Genomic DNA, 17,880 nt, shown 5'->3' on the forward strand with positions numbered 1-17,880 from the left:
TACATAAAAAAACAAAATACTAACAACTGTTAGTATTTTGTGAAAAATCTTTGTTTATATAGGTTATTCCTTGATCACTTTTTTAGAAATAACATTTTTGTCTGTTTTTATTTCAATGATGTAAATTCCTTTTGTATAAGTGGATAAATCTACCGCTTCTTGATCATTGTTAATGATACCTGTCTGTAATTTTTTACCTGAAAGATCATAAACATTAAAAGTAGATTTCTTAGGAGCTTTTAATATACGGGTAAAGTCTTTTACAACTGTTGGTGCGATCGTTATATCATCAGACTTTTCTAATCCGGCATCTTTGGTTCCCAGCACTTCACTAAATCCTGATGTAATGATAGAATAATTCTGAGGAGAAGTAACACTTGGAGAAGCGTTATTTTTTAATGTTCCTTTATGAGAAATCTCAATTCTATAAACAGCTCCTGGTGTTGGGTTATCAATAACAACCTGCTCTACATTGTCTACTGTGTTGTCTCCTTTTGTGGCAGGTGTCATTGGATCTAATGCATTTAATTTCCAGGGCTGATAAATGGTGCCTGTTCCGGTATCTATAATTCTTAGATCCAGATCGTTTATCAATCTGGATGTTCTGTTGTTGTAAGCCTCTGCCCATGTTAAGTTTTCAGAAACTACATATTCAGGATCAATCCAGGATATGGTTACTTTTAAGGGCTCAGATCCGGATGCTTTCACCGTTTGAGTATTAACCGAACCGTTATTTAAGGTTTCATCATTAAATAGTATGGTATTGTTGGATTTTCCTACAAGAAGTTCGGCTCCTTTTTTGGCATTGATGTACCCCCAGCCATTCCATGGATCCGGACCAACGGTTCCTGCTTCCGATGCAGAGTGGATCATTAATGTTTTTGCAGAGGCTGCATTAAGCTCAAGAGCAGGATACAGCTGCTTATAAATCTGCATCCAGACTCCTATGATTCCGGTAACAATAGGCCCGGAAAAAGAGGTTCCACTGCCCACGTTATATAAGCTGCTGCCTGTTGTGTTTTCCGCTGTGGATGCATACGCTACATTCGTTCCTGTAGTAATGATATCCGGTTTTATAGCGCCGTCATCTCTTGGACCTGCGCTGCTGTAGGTTGATTTTATAACATCAGAAGGAGAGGAGTATCTTTTGTCGCTGGCAGTCAGGATATCAGAAGCACCTACTACAATAATATTTTTTGCCAAAGAACCAAAACCAATACAGTCATATCCTAAAGCGCAGTTGTTTTGTGGAAGTGTGTCTGTAGCTGCAAATTGTACATAAGTTCCAGCACTGTTTTCATAATATTTAGCTAAGGTGTTTCCTGTTGGCCCCATTCCATATGAATTTCCGGCTGATTTAACGATAACATAGGTGGGATTATTATACACGATATTGTCATAAGTCTGGTCGCTATCAAGATAGGTTCCCTGTAGATCAGCAGTGGTTCCAGGGCTTATGAACTGCCCAAACCAGATCCATGCATAAGCTCCGTTTATTGCTTTCATATCCCATCCGGGATTGATTCCATACGAATGATTGGATATTTTGGGCTGTGCCAGGATTATCTTTTCGAATACCGTACTGGGAGCAGAAGCTCCTGCTAATATTGTAGTCGCAAAGGCGTAATTGTCAAAAGTTGAATTTTGTGCTATTCCTCTGAAATTCGTAACCCGGGTTGTTCCATTGGTAAATGTAAGCGTATAAGGATAGTCTTTGGTGCCGATAAATCCTGTAACAGCAGTGGCGTGTGAACTGTAATTCATGGTACTGGCTTCTTTATTATTTACCCTGCCTATTGCATTATTAAAGAAAACATGTCCTTCAAATGCTCTTCCACCATCGAAGATGGTATATTTAATATTTTCGCCGTTAAATGAACCTGTCAACCCTGTGATGGTACCATTCTGTAAAAAGTCTGCATTGGAGTTTTTTATTTGATCCAAGTCATCCGACTGATAGAAGTAAGGCTTTCCATCCGGATCAAATCCTGCCAGATTTTTTAGCTGTTCTTCGAGTTCTTTAAGTGTCTCAGGGTTTTTATCAGACTCAAAATGTTTTGAGAGAAACAGATCAAATTTTTTGTTGTTTTCTATTCGTTGTCGTTCTAATGTTTTTTTTAAAATTTCATTACTGTTTTGTGCATTCATGACAATGGTTGTCAGTACGCCGATCGAAATAAAGATTTGTTTCATTGTGTTTTTTTTTTTTTTTTTTTTTTTTTTTTTTTTTTTTTTTTTTTTTTATTTTTTTTTTTTTTTTTTTTTTTTTTTTTTTGTTTTCTTTGATTGTTAAATATATACATAAAGTGCTTTTATTTTTGTTTTTGAGTGATTAAATGTTGTTTTTGTTGATTGTTTTAGTTGTTGTTATAGGTATTTATGAATATTTTAATATTTTACTTTGTGTTTGTAGTTTTTTATTTTACTGGATTTAAATGAGAATTGATGCTTTTTGACAGGAAAACAGTTGGAAAAACTCTGAGATTTGCACTCTATGGTGTTTTATATGCTATAATTTATCATTTTATGGATAATTAATTGAAAAAAGCAAATCCATAGGAGTAGAAGAAATTAAGCTTTGTATTTTTAAAAAAGGCCGAGATTTATATTCTGAAACCAGGGTGTGATTAGAAAAAAATGAAGTAACTTTACATTCTCTTTTTATAAAAAAGTTAGAACATTATATGTATTTAATTTTTGACACAGAAACAACCGGTTTACCAAAAAATTTCAACGCTCCGCTTTCAGACTCGGATAACTGGCCCAGAATGGTCCAGATTGCATGGCAGGTGCACGATGATGATGGAAACTTGATTGAAAACCAGGATTATATAATAAAACCTGAAGGGTATGATATTCCCTTCAACGCTGCCCGTATTCACGGAATTACAACCAAAATCGCCAATGAAGAAGGACGTGACCTTCAGGAAGTTCTTGAAGAATTTTCTAAGGTTCTTGAAAGAATCAGGGTGGTTTCCGGACATAATGTGGAGTTCGACTACAATATCGTAGGAGCAGAATTTTACAGAAAAAACCTGAAAGATAACCTTCAGGAAAAGCCAAAAGCGGATACCATGATTTTGGGAACGGACTTCTGCCAGCTTGGAGGAGGCCGCGGAGGCCGTTTTAAACCTCCGAAACTTGAAGAATTATATGAAAAGCTTTATGGGAACAAATTTGATGAAGCCCATAATGCTGCAGCCGACGTTAATGCAACGGCCAGAGCTTTCTTTGAAATGGTAAGAATAGGCGTAGTTCCTGCCGAGACATTAAAGATTTCAGAAGATCAGCTTGCCTATTTCAGAAGTCTTTATCCGGACCCGATCAAGCCTTTCAATATTGTCATCAGAAGACAGGTTGCTGATTTTCATAATAAGAAAAAGCAGCAGGATTTCGGAAGTATTGATGAAATTGATTTAGGTAAATATTTCAATTTTGATAACCATAGTGTTTTCTCTACGCTTACGGCTACCTCAAGCATTAATGACCTGATTAAAAAAGCCTCTGATGAAAATTTCCCTGCTGTCGGAATGGTGGATCTTGGAAATATGATGGGAGCTTTCAAGTTCGTCTCTGCAGTAGAAGGAGCTAATGCAGACAGAGCGAAAAAGCATAAAGAATACCTGGCAAAAAAACAGGAAGCAGAAGAAAACGGGACAGAATTTACTGAAGAAGAACCTGTTTCAGAACCGCTTATTCCCGTAGTGGGCTGTGAATTTTATATTTCAGACCGTTACGAACAAAAGCAGTTTACCAAAGATGATCCGGACAGAAGAACACAGGTTGTGCTTTTGGCGAAAGATTTTAATGGATATAAAAACCTGGCAAAACTCTCCAGTATCGGTTTCCTGAAAGGATTCTATTTCGGAGTTCCCAGGGTGAGCAGGGAATTGATTGCTCAATATAAGGAAGGAGTCATAGCTTTAACATCCGGAATTATGGGGGATATTCCTGATGCGATCTTAAATACCGGTGAGCAGAAAGGAGAGGAACTTTTCAAATGGTGGAAAGACACCTTTGAAGAGGACTTTTATGTGCAGATTCAGAATCATAAACTTCCTGAAGAAGAACATTTAAATGAAGTTCTTTTGTATCTGGCAGATAAATATAATGTGAAAATTTTAGCTCAGAACGAAACCTTTTACACCAATAAAGATGATTCTAATATCCAGGATATTGTAAGCTGTATTAAAGATGGTGAAAAGCTTACTACGCCTATTGGAAAAGGATTTGGTAAAAGAAGAGGGCTGGCTACAGGTGAATATTACATCAAAAATTCTGATGAAATAAAAGAAGCCTTTTTAGCTTATCCGGATGCTTTTGATGCATATGAAGAATTTACAGCAAAATTTAAACCTTATACCTTAAAAAGAGACGTACTTCTTCCTAAATTTGATATCCCTGCGGAATTTATCCATGCAGAAGATGAGGTAGACGGCGGAAAAAGAGGGGAGATGGCTTATCTTACCTATCTTACCTATGAAGGTGCCAAGAAAAGATATGGAGAAGATGGTATTACCGACGATATCAAAGAACGTCTTGACTTTGAGCTTGAGGTAATTGCCAATACCGGTTATCCGGGTTACTTCCTTATCGTACAGGACTTCTGTAATGAAGCCCGTAAAATGGGAGTTTGGGTTGGTCCGGGAAGAGGGTCGGCGGCGGGATCTGCGGTGGCGTACTGTATCGGAATTACCAACGTAGACCCTATTAAATATGATCTCCTTTTTGAGAGATTCCTGAATCCTGAAAGGGTTTCCATGCCCGATATTGATATTGACTTTGATGATGAAGGAAGAGACAGGGTTATCAAATGGGTAATTGAAAAATACGGACAGAGCCAGGTAGCACAGATCATTACCTATTCTGTACTTGGAGGAAAATCTGCCATTAAAGATGCCGGAAGAGTGCTGGATGTTCCGATTCCTGATACGAATAATATTGCCAAGCTGATTCCTTCCACTCCCGGAATGAACATTGCAAAAGCTTTAGCGAAATATGATAAACTAAAGCCGGAAGAGCAGATGCTCGTTGATGAGATGAGATATGTTCTGGAGAGTCCGGATGATGCACGACACGGAGTTTTAGCAAGTGCTAAAAAAATGGAAGGCTGTATCAGAAATACCGGAATTCACGCCTGCGGGGTTATCATTACGCCGGAAGATGTGAGTAATCTTGTTCCGGTTACCATTGCAGCAAAAGATGCTGATATCCTGGTGTCGCAGTTTGATAACTCTGTTGCGGAAAGTGCCGGTCTTTTGAAGATGGATTTTCTGGGGCTGAGAACGCTGACTATTATTAAAGATGCATTGAAGCTTGTTAAAGCAAGATATGGAGTGGATATTGATCCGGATCTTATTCCGCTGGATGATGCCAAAACCTATCAGTTGTTTAAAGAAGGAAGAACGGTCGGGATTTTCCAGTATGAAAGTCCTGGGATGCAAAAATACATGAGAGAGCTTAAACCGACGGTTTTTGCCGATCTTATCGCCATGAATGCCTTGTACCGTCCCGGTCCGATTAAATATATCCCGAACTTCATCAACAGAAAGCACGGAATTGAAGAGATTGTCTACGACTTACCGGAAACAGAAGAATATTTAAAAGAAACATACGGAATTACCGTTTATCAGGAGCAGGTAATGCTTTTATCCCAGAAACTGGCCAACTTTACCAAAGGTGAAGCCGATACTTTAAGAAAGGCAATGGGTAAAAAGCAGATTGATGTTCTTAATAAAATGTACCCGAAATTTATTGAAGGAGGTAGAAAAAACAACCTTAATGAAGAAAGGCTGGAGAAAATCTGGAATGACTGGAAAGCTTTTGCAGAATATGCCTTCAATAAGTCCCACTCAACGTGTTATGCATTCATCGCTTATCAGACCGCCTATTTAAAAGCTAATTATCCGGCAGAATACATGGCGAGTGTAATGAGTAATAACATTAACAATACGGATTCAATCACTATGTTCATGGAAGACTGTAAAAGTATGGGTGTGGATGTTCTGGGACCGGACGTGAATGAATCTCAATACAAATTCTCCGTAAACGAAAAGGGACAGATCCGCTTTGGGTTGGGAGCGATAAAGGGAATTGGAGAAGGGCCGAGTGAAGCAATTACAAGAGAAAGAGAAAACGGAAGGTTTAAAAATATTTATGATTTCTTCGAAAGAATACTGCCTTCACAGATGAACAAGAGGGTAGCAGAGAGTTTGGTGCTTGCAGGTGCTTTTGATGAACTGGATGCTTTCCACAGAGGACAGTATTTTGATATTGACATGGCAGGAAAGACCAATCTTGAAAGACTGATCAGATACGGGCAGAGTTTCCAGGAAAGCAAAAACGAGATGGAGCACTCTTTATTTGCGGATTTCGCAGAAGAAGTTCAGATTGAACAGCCGAAACTGGCTCCATGTCCGGAATGGCCCAATATGCATAAGCTTAATAAAGAAAAAGAGATCATTGGCTTCTATCTTTCGGCTCACCCGCTGGACGAATTTAAATATCAGTTCCAGTTTATGCAGGGGCAGCTTTCTAAAAAAGCGGTTCTTGAGAAAAATGAAGAAGACAAGGCCGTTACCGATGAAGCGCCTGTTTTGGAGCAGGATGCACTGGATGATGCGGTGGATCTTACGGAAATTGTTTCAGATGATGTATTGGCAGGAGAAGAGGAAGTGATAGAAGAAGTTACTAAGAAGGCAGAGCCAAAGGGGAATTTCTTATTCCTGAATCTGGATGAGGTGGATGCTTACAAAGAACAGGCTTTCTCTAATAAACAGGAAGAACTGTTTGAAGAGAAAAAGAAAGACTGGAAGACCCTTCAGAAAGAGAGGGAAAATGGCGGTGGTGGTAAAGAATATACTGTAGCCGGCCTTATTACCGAATACAGGGTTCAGGATGGTTTCAGAAGCGGTGAGAAAGTAGCTTTTGTTACACTGGAAGATTATTCCGGATCCTATTCATTCAGACTGGGAGACAGAGATTACATGAGATTGAAAGAAAAGCTGGAAGTTCAGAGATTTGTGATTTTTAAGATAAAATTTGCTCAGGTAAAAGATGGTAGGGTCTTCGTTAATGTAAATGATGTCATTGAACTTCAGGAAGCATTTGAACGATTTGCAAAAAGTATATCATTGGTAATGGATGTGATGGATGTAAGACCTGAAGATCTCGACTTTTTCAGAACGGTTCTCGACAGAAACAAAGGAAACCAAAAATTGAAATTCTTTATCAAAAACCTGGAAGATGACTCCCATATTGAAGTTCAGTCTATGAAACATACTGTGGATCTGAATGGTGATCTGATAAAAGAAATTCAACTTCTTAATAAATATGAATTTTATTTAAACTAGAAAAATACATGATAAAGAAAGGAGTGGCTTTTGCCACTCTTTTTTTTGTTTATATATTATCAATATTGATGAAAAATTTTAAATAGTTTTTCTCTTAAGATAGAAAAATTTACTGAAGTCTATTTTGATTGTATAGTAGTTAAGTATTTGGTATTTAATTAGTTATTATTTTTCATTATATTGCGAAATAATTATATAATTTAAATAAATGTTTAATTATATAATGTTTTAATGGTATTTTTTATTGTTTTTGTATAAAAATTTATGATATTTTCTAATATTTCATTTAAAATTTAAATTAATATTTATACATTTACCGCCCTAACTGTTATTATTTACTATTTTATGAAGAAATTACTACTTTCGTGTCTGGCTTCCCTGAGTATGGGAGTCTATGCGCAAACCGACGTCGCCAACTATACTTTTTCAAAAAGTACCGGGGTGGCTTATACTTCCATTACAGGAGGTACAAAATTATTCCCTTCAGGGACTAATACTACTTATGACAATGATGTATCCGCAGCAATTCCATTGTCTTCTCCTTTTAATTTCGGTGGTGTTGCCATGACCACATGTTATGTGAGTGCCAATGGATTTATAACGTTTGGAGCAGCTCCTTCCGGGACAAATTATACTCCAATGTCAAGTCTGGGATCAACTACAGGGGCAATTTCTGCTTTTGGGCAGGATGGAGGCTTTTCATCATCAGATGCAACACAACCAGCGGGAAATCATGAAGTGAGATATGAAGACCTGGGAACTGAATTTGTTGTACAGTGGCAGGATCATGCCAATTACTTTAACAGATCTACTGAAAAGTTAAATTTTCAGATCAGATTGGTTTATGCTACAGGTGAAATAAAGATCATTTATGGAAGCTGTACAGATCCGGGTACCAGCACTTCTGGCAGTACTCCACAGGTAGGGATAAGAGGAAACAGTACTACTTATGCTTCCAATGTAAATTCCCTGATGATCGGAAACGTGCCGTCAGGAACTACCTGTGACTGGTCTAAAGCTGTTACCGGTAATGCTGCTAGCAGTACAATGCTTTTTTCCAGCACAACCAACGCAAGTGTTAAAATCCCTGCCGGGCTGCAATATAAATGGACACCAGGCACACAGGCTCCGGTAAGGACTTTTGCAGCTGCCACTGCAATTACCAACAATGCTGCTACTGTAAACTGGACGGCTCCGACAGGTGCAACAGCTTACAATGTTCAGTTTAGAGAAGTCGGAAACTGTGATTGGACAGATCTTGTTGGTAATCCGGTTTCTGCTGCAACTGCTACAATTACAGGGTTAACTCAGAATACAAGCTACCAGGTTCAGGTTCAGGCTTTAAACGGATCTGTAAAATCTATCTATTCTCATATTCCAAATGCAGCCGGAACGGGGAATGGGTATGCCTCCTCAGGGTCTTTTACCACTACACCTAACTGTGCAAGTACGGTAACCGGTCTTTCTTCTTCTGCTCTGACTCCTGAATCCGCAACAATAACCTGGACAGCTTCTACAACACCTCCGGGTAATGGATATGAGTATTATTATTCTACATCTTCAACAACTCCGCTTGCAACGGCTACGCCTTCAGGATCTGTAGGTGCCGGGGTAATAACAGCTGATTTATCTGGTCTGACTCCTTCAACTCAGTATTATTATTGGGTAAGAGGAAACTGTAATGGAACAGATAAAGGAAATTGGTCCAGCTCTGCAAACTTTACAACACTTGGGTTATGTCCTACCGTTACCGCTCCTGCATCCAATGCTACAGGAGTAAGTGTAACCCCTACGATTACATGGAATGCAATAAATGGCGCTGCCGGGTATAAACTGAAAGTTGGAACTACCTCTGGAGGAAATGATATTGCAGATATGGATATCGCAGGCGGAACGAATAATTCTTATACTTTCGCTGCTCCTTTAAATTTTGGTACTGCCTATTATTATTCTGTAACTTCTTATACAGCTAATATTGCAGGGCCTGCTACCGCATGTACGGTAAGATCATTCCAGACGGTATGTAATTCATCTAATTTACCTTATACTTTAGATTTTGAAAATGTTACAACACCTGCATTACCAATTTGTACAACAGTGGTAAACAGTGGTTCCGGAAATTCATGGAAAACAGCAACCGCTCCGGCTGGATTTACAGGGAAAGTGCTTAATTATTCCTATAATAGTTCTAATGCTGCCAATACATGGTTCTTTACCCAAGGTTTAAATCTTACTGCAGGAGTTAGCTACAGAATCAAATATAAGTATGCGAATGCATCAGGAACCACACAATATCCTGAAAAATTAAAAGTTGCTTACGGTTCTTCTGCTGCAAGTGCTTCAATGACAAATACTTTAGCTGACCACGCTAATATTACAGGTGGAACTGCTACATATGCATTTGTAGACTTTACACCAGGCGCAACAGGAGTTTATTATTTAGGATTCCAGGCTTATTCTGCTGCTAATATGAACCAGATTTATGTTGATGATATCAATATAGATGTAACTCCTAGCTGCTCTGAACCATTGGCTGTTAATGTTTCAGGCATGACAACCAATGGAGCAAATGCTTCCTGGACTGCTCCGGCTACTGCTCCTGGAAGTGGATATGAGTATTACTATTCTACAAGCAGTACAGCTCCTACAGCGTCTACTGCAGCTTCCGGAACCAGTACTACCACTTCGGCTCCTTTGTCCGGTTTATCTCCTTCCAGTACTTACTATTTATGGGTGAGATCGGTATGTAGTTCTTCCGATAAGAGTGCGTGGAGTTCTCAGGCTGCTGTTTTCAATACACTTTGCGGAACAGCTATGGCTCCTTTTGCTCAAAACTTTGATAGTGGAGCAGCACCCAACTGTTGGAGCAGTATAAACCCTACGGCAACAGGTACTGACGCTAATTTGTTCTGGAAGTTCTCAGGATCTGCAGATTATGGTGCAAGTCCGGCTAATAACCAAAAAGCGGCAGGTACATATGCATGGGTAGATGCAAGTTCACCATATAATGGAGCGGGTGCCAACACGGTTCAGCTGGTTACTCCTCCTGTAAATTTAACAGGATTAACCGCACCTCTTGTTTCTTTTGACTGGTTTAAAAACCATTCTACCTCTTCTTCTACTACGGTATCACCTTCCACTTATGATAATAACAAGCTTACGGTAGAAGTAAACGATGGAAACGGATGGGTAGTTATATTTAGTGATAATACCAACTCAAACCAATGGAGAACAGTTGCTGTTCCTTTGGCAGCTTCTTATATCGGAGCTACTATTCAGGTAAGATTTACTGTAGATAAAAATGTGAATGGTAGCGGATATTACTATGATGATATTCTTTTAGATAATGTTGAAATAAAGCAAAACCCTAATCTGGCAACGTCTGAAACTGCAGTAAAAGAAAACAAGATTAATATATATCCTAATCCGTTTACTGATACGCTGACAATTTCTGATGTATCCAAGGTACAGTCTGTTTTAATTGTTGATGTTTCCGGAAGATTGATTAAGACTATTGATAAGCCATCTTCAGAGCTTCAGCTGAGAGATCTGAAAGAAGGGTTATATTTAGTGATCCTGAATATGAAAGACGGATCTAAACAAACCCTTAAAGCAATTAAGAGATAAAATAGTTTCTTGAAAAAACAGGAAAAGAGAGGCTGCTCAATTTGAGCGGCCTCTCTTTATATAGGTGAAATTGCCTTTTATTAAAGAAAAAGTTTAATTCATTGTGATATAATTAAATAAATATTTTTTTTATTGCTGATTTTCACTAGATTTGATTAACTAATACTGTTTTTATATGAGAAATTTTTTACTTGTTGGTTTCTTAATGGCCGGCTTTTTATCTTCTGCGCAGACTTACTGTACGCCTGCTTTTGCCAGTGGGTGTAGTGGAGGAGATGTGATAGATTCTTTTGCAATTCCGGGTGCCGGATTTGATCATCCTAATACAGGTTGTTCTACTGATGCCTATGGAGATTATACCTCTATGACGATCAACCTGAGTGCAGGTTTGAGTTATGATTTTAGTGTTAAACATGATTACAGTGATCAGAATGTCCGTATCTGGATAGATTTCAATAACGACGGAACTTTTGATGATGCCGCTCCTGAACTTGTAGCTACGGCAAGCAGTACTCTTGTAGGAGCCAATAATATTACGGCCGGACTTATAACCATTCCTGCTACCGTTACTCCTGGTACTTACAGGATGAGAGTAGGCGACAGATTCTCCAGTGATCCTATACCTTGTAATACGGATGGGTACGGAGAAGCACATGATTATACGGTAAACATCGGCGCGGTTCCGACCTGTTTTGCACCATCTGCTTTAACGGTATCTGCTGTTACGGCCAATTCTGCGCAGATCGGATGGACAGCTCCTTCTTCTGCGCCGGGAAGCGGTTACGAGTATTATTATTCAACTTCCGGTACATATCCTACTGCTACAACAGTTGTTTCCGGATCTATCAATGGATTGACTACAAATCTGCCATCCCTTGCACCAGCCACTACCTATCATGTATGGGTACGCTCTGTATGCAGTACTTCGAACAAAAGTGCATGGTCCCAGATGGCAACATTTATGACATCATGTGTCGCTGTGGGAGTACCTTACGCATTGGATTTCGAAAGTATAACTCCACCTGATATGCCGAATTGTACTTCGGTAGTGAATGATGGTGCCGGAAATATGTGGGAAACAGGTGATCTGGATGCCCAGGGATTTACAGGGAATGTTCTTCAGTATTCTTATGATTATGCTAATAATGCCGATACCTGGTTTTTTACCAATGGAATCAACCTTACCGCAGGAACTACCTACAGAATTAAATATAAATATGCCAATGCAGAAGGAACTGTATACGCAGAAAAATTAAAAGTAGCCTATGGAACTTCAGCTACCAGCGCTGGAATGACCAATACACTGGCGGATCACCCGAATATTGTTACCAGTACAGCAACGAGCGCTTTTGTGAACTTTACGCCAGCAGCTACAGGTGTTTATTATTTTGGATTCCAGGCGTATTCTGATGCTAATATGAATCAATTATATGTTGATGATATTAAAATCGATGTAGCACCGGCTTGTAGTGAACCTAATGCATTAGCTGTTTCAAACATTACTGCTGCAGGAGCTACCGTTTCCTGGGCAGCAGCTACTCCCGTTCCTGCAAACGGATATGATATTTATTACAGTACAACCAATACGGCACCTACAGCAACAAGCACACCTAATTTTACAGGAGTTACAGCAACTACCTATAATATTCCAGGTTTAGCTTCTTCATCTGTGTATTATGTATGGGTGAGATCGGCGTGTAGCGCAACAAGCAAAAGTGCATGGAGTGATTCTGCCACATTTACAACATTATGTTCAAGTGCAAACCTTCCTTATGTTGTAGATTTTGAAAATGTTACTGTTCCAGAGCTTCCAGGTTGTACAATGAATGTTAATGCAGGGGCTGCAAATGACTGGGAAACAGCGGATCCTCCTTCTGACAGCCAGGGATTCACTACCAATGTGCTGAAATATCAGTACAACTCTTCCAATTCTGCCGATGCATGGTTCTTTACACAAGGATTGAACTTAACAGCAGGAGTACAATATACAATCAGTTATCAATATGGTAATAATTCATCAACTTATGCTGAAAAACTGAAAGTAGCATATGGTACTTCGCCTGATGCGGCTGCTATGACTGGTTCTATAGCAGATTATCCTTCAATTAATGATGGAATTGCTCATACCGAATCTATAACATTTACAGTTCCTGCAACAGGGGTGTATTTCTTTGGATTTAATGCTTATTCAGATCCGGACCAGTATAATCTGTATATAGATGATATCAGTATTAACAATGCTAACCTGTCAACATCCGAAGTCGCTGCAGCGAAAAATAATATCCAGATTTATCCTAATCCATTTACAGATGTGTTGAGTATCTCCGATGTGAAAAATGTGAAAAATGTATCTGTGACAGATGTTACGGGAAGATTAGTGAAAACCATTGGTAACCCCGAATCTACGATCCATTTAAGGGATGTAACGCAGGGAGTTTATCTGATAACGCTTGAAATGAAAGACGGATCTAAACAAACGATCAAAGCCATTAAAAAATAATTCATCATTTAAATAAAAAAAGGAAGACGGGTCATATGTGATCCGTCTTTTTTATTGAGATTTAAGAGTATATGAAAAATATCGATAAAAAAAGATGAGTGAAATGTTCAGCTCATCTTTTTATTTTATCCAGGTTCGCGATGATTGTAAATTGTTTATCGTCGACAATTGCACATCACTCATCACTTATCGGGTACTGGCTGCATATCGCCTGTATTCATAAGATCAAAAACAGCAGGGAAGAACATTACTAATATAAAATAAATGATGACCATCAGTACAATCAGTGCAAAAAGAATAATTACTAAGCTATTGGGTCTGTTTTTCTTTTTTGGTTCCATGATTTTGTGGTGTTTGATTAATGAATTTTACTTATATCAAATATTAAGCTAATTTCTTGCCACATTTCTTACAATACCTCGCGTCATCATCAATATCGTCGTTTCCGCAGCGTTCGCATACCATTTCCAGGTTTTGTCTTTTGTTTCTCATTTCTGCGGTTACAATGCCGGTAGGGACTGCAATAATAGAATAACCGGCCAGCATAAGAATAACCGCAAAAAACTTGCCTAAGGGCGTAATAGGAGATACATCACCATATCCTACAGTAGTTACCGTAACAACGGCCCAATAGATAGATTGCGGTATCGTTTCAAATCCAGGTCTTCCACCTTCTACCATAAACATAAGTGAGCCTACAATGACTGAGAAAATGATCAGAAAAAGAAGGAAAATATAAATTTTTCTCGAACTGTTTCTTAAAGCCCTTACAATGAAATACCCGTCATTCATAAAATCCATTAAATTGAAGATCCTGAAAATCCTCAACATTCTCAACATTCTGAAAATCAGAAAATACTTGGTAATAGGAAAGAAAAAACTGAGAAAAAAGGGAACCAGAGCCAGAAAATCTATAATTCCGAAAAAACTGAATATATAGCTCCGCTTATTTTTTACCACTGCAATCCGCATGGAATATTCTATTGTAAAGAAAATGGAGATGATCCATTCAAGAATCAGAAAGGTATAATGAAATCTCTTATCAAGCTTAGGTACACTTTCCATCATAATAATGGCAGTACTTGCAAGAATTAAAGACAATAATATGATATCGAACAGTTTTCCAAGCTTCGTATCAGATCGATAAATTATCCGGTAAAGGAATCTTTTCCATAGAGTCTCCTCAGGAATAAGATTATGTTCTCTTTCCATTTAGATAGGGTTATTTCACAGCGAAGTTAATAATTTATATATAGAATAGGGTAAATATATGATTGTTAAAAGAATCCTGCAAATGTTAAAATAAAATTCATCATGTAAAAGTGAATTATTATAATTTAATATAGTGGTTATCAATATATTATATTAAGTAAAATACGAATAAAATATGACATATAAAAATGTTTTTTTTAACATTTTTATCGTCCAAGTTTGTAATTTTATTCTACAAAAGCTTTATATCATGAGAAAAATTTTAACCTTTTTAATGCTGTTTTTGATAAGCAGTTTTGCGTATGCTCAGGTTGGGATTAATACTGTAACGCCAAATAGTGCTTCAGTACTGGATATAGTTTCCAACCAGAAAGGAATTCTCATTCCTCGTCTTACTGATACTGACCGGGATACCAACCTGGCTGATAATGACGTTTCCACAGTGCCTCCTGCAGGTGTAGTAAACGCTAACCTTACTGCAGGAACTCTTATTTATAATACGACAACGAATAACTTCCAGTATTGGGATGGTACCCTCTGGAGACAGCTTTTTGTTCCCACATCTTCTCAGGCTGGTAACGACGGTGTCGTTAAAGTAAATTCTGGAAACGCAAATGTAAAACCCTCATTCAATTTAAGTGCATCAGGAAGCGGCTATGGCCCGAGACAACAGGTGCTTTATGCCACACCGCTGGTTTTTGCAGCAAGTCCTACTACAAGCTGGCCGGAAACTACCGTTCCATTTCCGGGCGTAACGAGCAATATCTATATTGCGGCTACCGGTAAATGGAGAGAAAATGAAATTAACGGGCAGGTTCATTTTTGGAGAGCAATCGCTACAATCACTCCAGGTTCCAACTCTTCAGGATCCATAAAAGCTACTTTTAAAAATCCCGATTCCGGTTTTGAAATCAATTCTATCCAGCTGGTTCCAAGCGGCTCCAGTGGAACAGGTAACATTCTTACCTTTTATTTCTATACCATTGCGGACCCAGCGAGTCTTGATCCGGGAAAAGGCTATCAGCTTTTTATGGAATCCGATATCAACTGTGGCGTAGTAGTAGATTCCTTTACAAGAGTATCGCTTTTCAAAGATTAATAGTCTTATTGATTTCTTTTTTAATATCAAAGCAAAACCGGTTGAAGAAAGCCGGTTTTTTATTGCAAATTTTTCCGGGTTTTTGGTAAAATTAATATCTTCGCTGTAACCGTAAAATATAAATTAATGAAGCTAAAAACTGTAATTGCAAAGATTGAAGAGGAGATAAGCATCAGGCAGGCAGAAGATTTTGATAATGTAGGATTGCTGTGTGGTGTTTATGATCGTGATGTGTCGGGAATTCTGGTTTGTCATGATGCGCTGGAAAATGTAATAGATGAGGCGATTGAGAGAAACTGTAATCTGATTGTATGCTTTCATCCCATTATATTTTCCGGATTAAAATCTTTAACAGGGAAAAATTATGTAGAGCGGGCCGTTTTAAAAGCTATTGAAAATAAAGTAGCAATCTATGCCATCCACACTGCATTTGACAATGATTTCTTTGGAGTGAACCACGGTATATGCAGTCAGTTAGGATTAAAGAATATGAAGATTCTTCAGCCCAAAGAAAATAACTTAAAGCAGTTAACGGTTTTTGTTCCTAAAGAGTATTCGGAAAAAGTAAAAGAAGCCATGTTCTCAGCCGGAGCAGGAAATATAGGATTCTATGACGAATGCAGTTTTACAGTGAATGGTAATGGGACATTCAGGCCTGTGGAAGGCTCAAATCCGTTTTCCGGACAGCAGGGTATTCGTGAAAATGCAGACGAAGATATGATTTCTGTAATTTTTGAAGGCTTTAAACAAGGGCAGATTGTAGGCGCTATGAAGTCAGCACACCCTTATGAAGAAGTAGCCTATCAGGTTTATAGTCTGGATAATAAAAATCATCATGCCGGATTGGGAATGTACGGTGATCTGGAAGAGGAAATGGATGAAAAAGATTTCCTTGGGTTTGTAAAAGAAAAATTTGGACTGGAGGTGATCAAACATTCTTCTTTTAACAATAAAAAAATCAAAAGAGTGGGGGTTCTGGGAGGCTCGGGAGCAAGTGGGATAAGATCTGCAGCGGCCAGAAAATGTGATGCTTACCTTACAGGAGATCTTAAATATCACGATTATTTTTTAGCAGAGTCTAAAATGCTGATCTGTGATATAGGACATTATGAGTCCGAACAATTTGTTGCTCAACAATTATTTGAAATTTTATCACAAAAATTTAGTACATTTGCAATTTCAAAATCTATTGAAAAAACAAACCCAGTAAATTATTTCATTTAAATATGGCAAAAACCAACGATATTTCAGTTGAAGAAAAATTAAGAGCTTTATACGATTTACAGATCATAGATTCAAGATTGGATGAAATCCGAAATACTAGAGGAGAATTGCCAATTGAAGTTGAAGATCTTGAAATTGAGATTGAAGGTCTTGAAAAAAGAGCTGAAAAATTTCATGCTGATATCAAAGATCAGGAAGATCAGATCAAAACAAAGCATGAAGTAATTAACCATGCTAAAACTTTAATTGAGAAATACAAATCTCAGCAGGATAATGTAAGAAACAATAAAGAGTTTGAAGCATTAGGAAAGGAAATGGAATTCCAGGAGCTGGAAATTCAGCTTGCTGAAAAAAGAATTAAAGAATTCGGAGCTAAAATTGCTCACAAAAACGAAACTTTAGCTGAACTGAATGCAAAGATCGACGATTTGAAAAGCCACTTAAAGTTCAAGAAAGAAGAATTGGATGGTTTGATCTCTGAAACTCAGAAAGAAGAAGAATATCTTTTAGAGCAGTCTAAAGAATTTGCAGCTAAAATCGATGAGAGATTATTGGCTTCTTACAACAGAATCAGAACAAACTCTATCAACGGTCTTGCTGTTGTAGGATTAGAAAGAGGTGCTCCAAAAGGATCTTTCTTCACGATTCCTCCTCAGAAGCAAATGGAAATTGCTCAGAGAAAGAAAATCATCATTGATGAGCACTCTGGAAAAATCCTTGTTGATGACGAGTTGGTAATGGAAGAAAACGAAAAAATGAAATCTGTAATTAAATTCTAATTATTGATTTTAAGTCATATGAAAGCTGTTTCAGAAATGAGACAGCTTTTTTTATGGACATATGTAAAGTGTTTCGATAATTACCTT

9 protein-coding genes are annotated in these 17,880 nt (G+C 38.0%); 6 read left to right on the plus strand and 3 right to left on the minus strand.

Features of this window, described 5'->3' with window-relative positions:
- Nucleotides 1–63 precede the first annotated feature (63 nt).
- The gene (locus tag DEU40_RS07650) at nucleotides 64–2,193 is read right to left on the minus strand and encodes a S8 family peptidase (RefSeq protein ID WP_110009284.1); all 2,130 of its coding nucleotides are present in this window, start codon (nucleotides 2,191–2,193) and stop codon (nucleotides 64–66) included.
- A 491-nt stretch (nucleotides 2,194–2,684) separates the two neighbouring features.
- On the opposite strand from DEU40_RS07650, the gene dnaE reads away from it, so the two are divergent.
- The 3 genes from dnaE to DEU40_RS07665 all read left to right on the plus strand — a co-directional run bounded on the left by dnaE (nucleotide 2,685) and on the right by DEU40_RS07665 (nucleotide 13,479).
- Nucleotides 2,685–7,352 carry a DNA polymerase III subunit alpha gene (gene dnaE / locus DEU40_RS07655; protein ID WP_110009285.1) on the plus strand — a complete coding sequence of 1,556 codons (4,668 nt, stop codon included), beginning with the start codon at nucleotides 2,685–2,687 and terminating at the stop codon, nucleotides 7,350–7,352.
- A 345-nt stretch (nucleotides 7,353–7,697) separates the two neighbouring features.
- Complete coding sequence (locus tag DEU40_RS07660) at nucleotides 7,698–10,979, plus strand: fibronectin type III domain-containing protein (protein WP_110009286.1); 3,282 nt, start codon at nucleotides 7,698–7,700, stop codon at nucleotides 10,977–10,979.
- A gap of 175 nt (nucleotides 10,980–11,154) precedes the next feature.
- Nucleotides 11,155–13,479 (plus strand): GEVED domain-containing protein, encoded by a 2,325-nt coding sequence (locus DEU40_RS07665; protein WP_110009287.1) that lies wholly within the window; start codon nucleotides 11,155–11,157, stop codon nucleotides 13,477–13,479.
- A gap of 182 nt (nucleotides 13,480–13,661) precedes the next feature.
- Here DEU40_RS07665 and DEU40_RS22385 read toward each other — a convergent pair whose 3' ends face one another.
- Nucleotides 13,662–13,820 (minus strand): hypothetical protein, encoded by a 159-nt coding sequence (locus DEU40_RS22385; protein ID WP_181397945.1) that lies wholly within the window; start codon nucleotides 13,818–13,820, stop codon nucleotides 13,662–13,664.
- A gap of 43 nt (nucleotides 13,821–13,863) precedes the next feature.
- Nucleotides 13,864–14,691 carry an ion transporter gene (locus DEU40_RS07670; RefSeq protein WP_110009288.1) on the minus strand — a complete coding sequence of 276 codons (828 nt, stop codon included), beginning with the start codon at nucleotides 14,689–14,691 and terminating at the stop codon, nucleotides 13,864–13,866.
- A gap of 250 nt (nucleotides 14,692–14,941) precedes the next feature.
- On the opposite strand from DEU40_RS07670, the gene DEU40_RS07675 reads away from it, so the two are divergent.
- The 3 genes from DEU40_RS07675 to DEU40_RS07685 all read left to right on the plus strand — a co-directional run bounded on the left by DEU40_RS07675 (nucleotide 14,942) and on the right by DEU40_RS07685 (nucleotide 17,793).
- Entirely contained in the window at nucleotides 14,942–15,790 is an 849-nt protein-coding gene (locus DEU40_RS07675) for a hypothetical protein (RefSeq protein WP_228406463.1), read from the plus strand.
- A 126-nt stretch (nucleotides 15,791–15,916) separates the two neighbouring features.
- The gene (locus DEU40_RS07680) at nucleotides 15,917–17,014 is read left to right on the plus strand and encodes a Nif3-like dinuclear metal center hexameric protein (RefSeq protein ID WP_110009290.1); all 1,098 of its coding nucleotides are present in this window, start codon (nucleotides 15,917–15,919) and stop codon (nucleotides 17,012–17,014) included.
- A gap of 2 nt (nucleotides 17,015–17,016) precedes the next feature.
- On the plus strand, nucleotides 17,017–17,793 hold the full coding sequence (locus DEU40_RS07685; protein ID WP_110009291.1) for a zinc ribbon domain-containing protein: 777 nt from the start codon (nucleotides 17,017–17,019) through the stop codon (nucleotides 17,791–17,793).
- The last annotated feature ends 87 nt before the right edge of the window (nucleotides 17,794–17,880 follow it).

The sequence above is a fragment of the Chryseobacterium sp. AG844 genome, from assembly GCF_003182335.1.
Classification (GTDB): Bacteria; Bacteroidota; Bacteroidia; order Flavobacteriales; family Weeksellaceae; genus Chryseobacterium; species Chryseobacterium cupriresistens.

Excerpts from the sequence above, each read along its gene's own strand:
- DEU40_RS07650 (WP_110009284.1), bottom strand. The coding sequence starts at position 2,193 with ATGAAACAAATCTTTATTTCGATCGGCGTACTGACAACCATTGTCATG.
- dnaE (WP_110009285.1), top strand. The coding sequence starts at position 2,685 with ATGTATTTAATTTTTGACACAGAAACAACCGGTTTACCAAAAAATTTC.
- DEU40_RS07660 (WP_110009286.1), top strand. The coding sequence starts at position 7,698 with ATGAAGAAATTACTACTTTCGTGTCTGGCTTCCCTGAGTATGGGAGTC.
- DEU40_RS07665 (WP_110009287.1), top strand. The coding sequence starts at position 11,155 with ATGAGAAATTTTTTACTTGTTGGTTTCTTAATGGCCGGCTTTTTATCT.
- DEU40_RS22385 (WP_181397945.1), bottom strand. The coding sequence starts at position 13,820 with ATGGAACCAAAAAAGAAAAACAGACCCAATAGCTTAGTAATTATTCTT.
- DEU40_RS07670 (WP_110009288.1), bottom strand. The coding sequence starts at position 14,691 with ATGGAAAGAGAACATAATCTTATTCCTGAGGAGACTCTATGGAAAAGA.
- DEU40_RS07675 (WP_228406463.1), top strand. The coding sequence starts at position 14,942 with ATGAGAAAAATTTTAACCTTTTTAATGCTGTTTTTGATAAGCAGTTTT.
- DEU40_RS07680 (WP_110009290.1), top strand. The coding sequence starts at position 15,917 with ATGAAGCTAAAAACTGTAATTGCAAAGATTGAAGAGGAGATAAGCATC.
- DEU40_RS07685 (WP_110009291.1), top strand. The coding sequence starts at position 17,017 with ATGGCAAAAACCAACGATATTTCAGTTGAAGAAAAATTAAGAGCTTTA.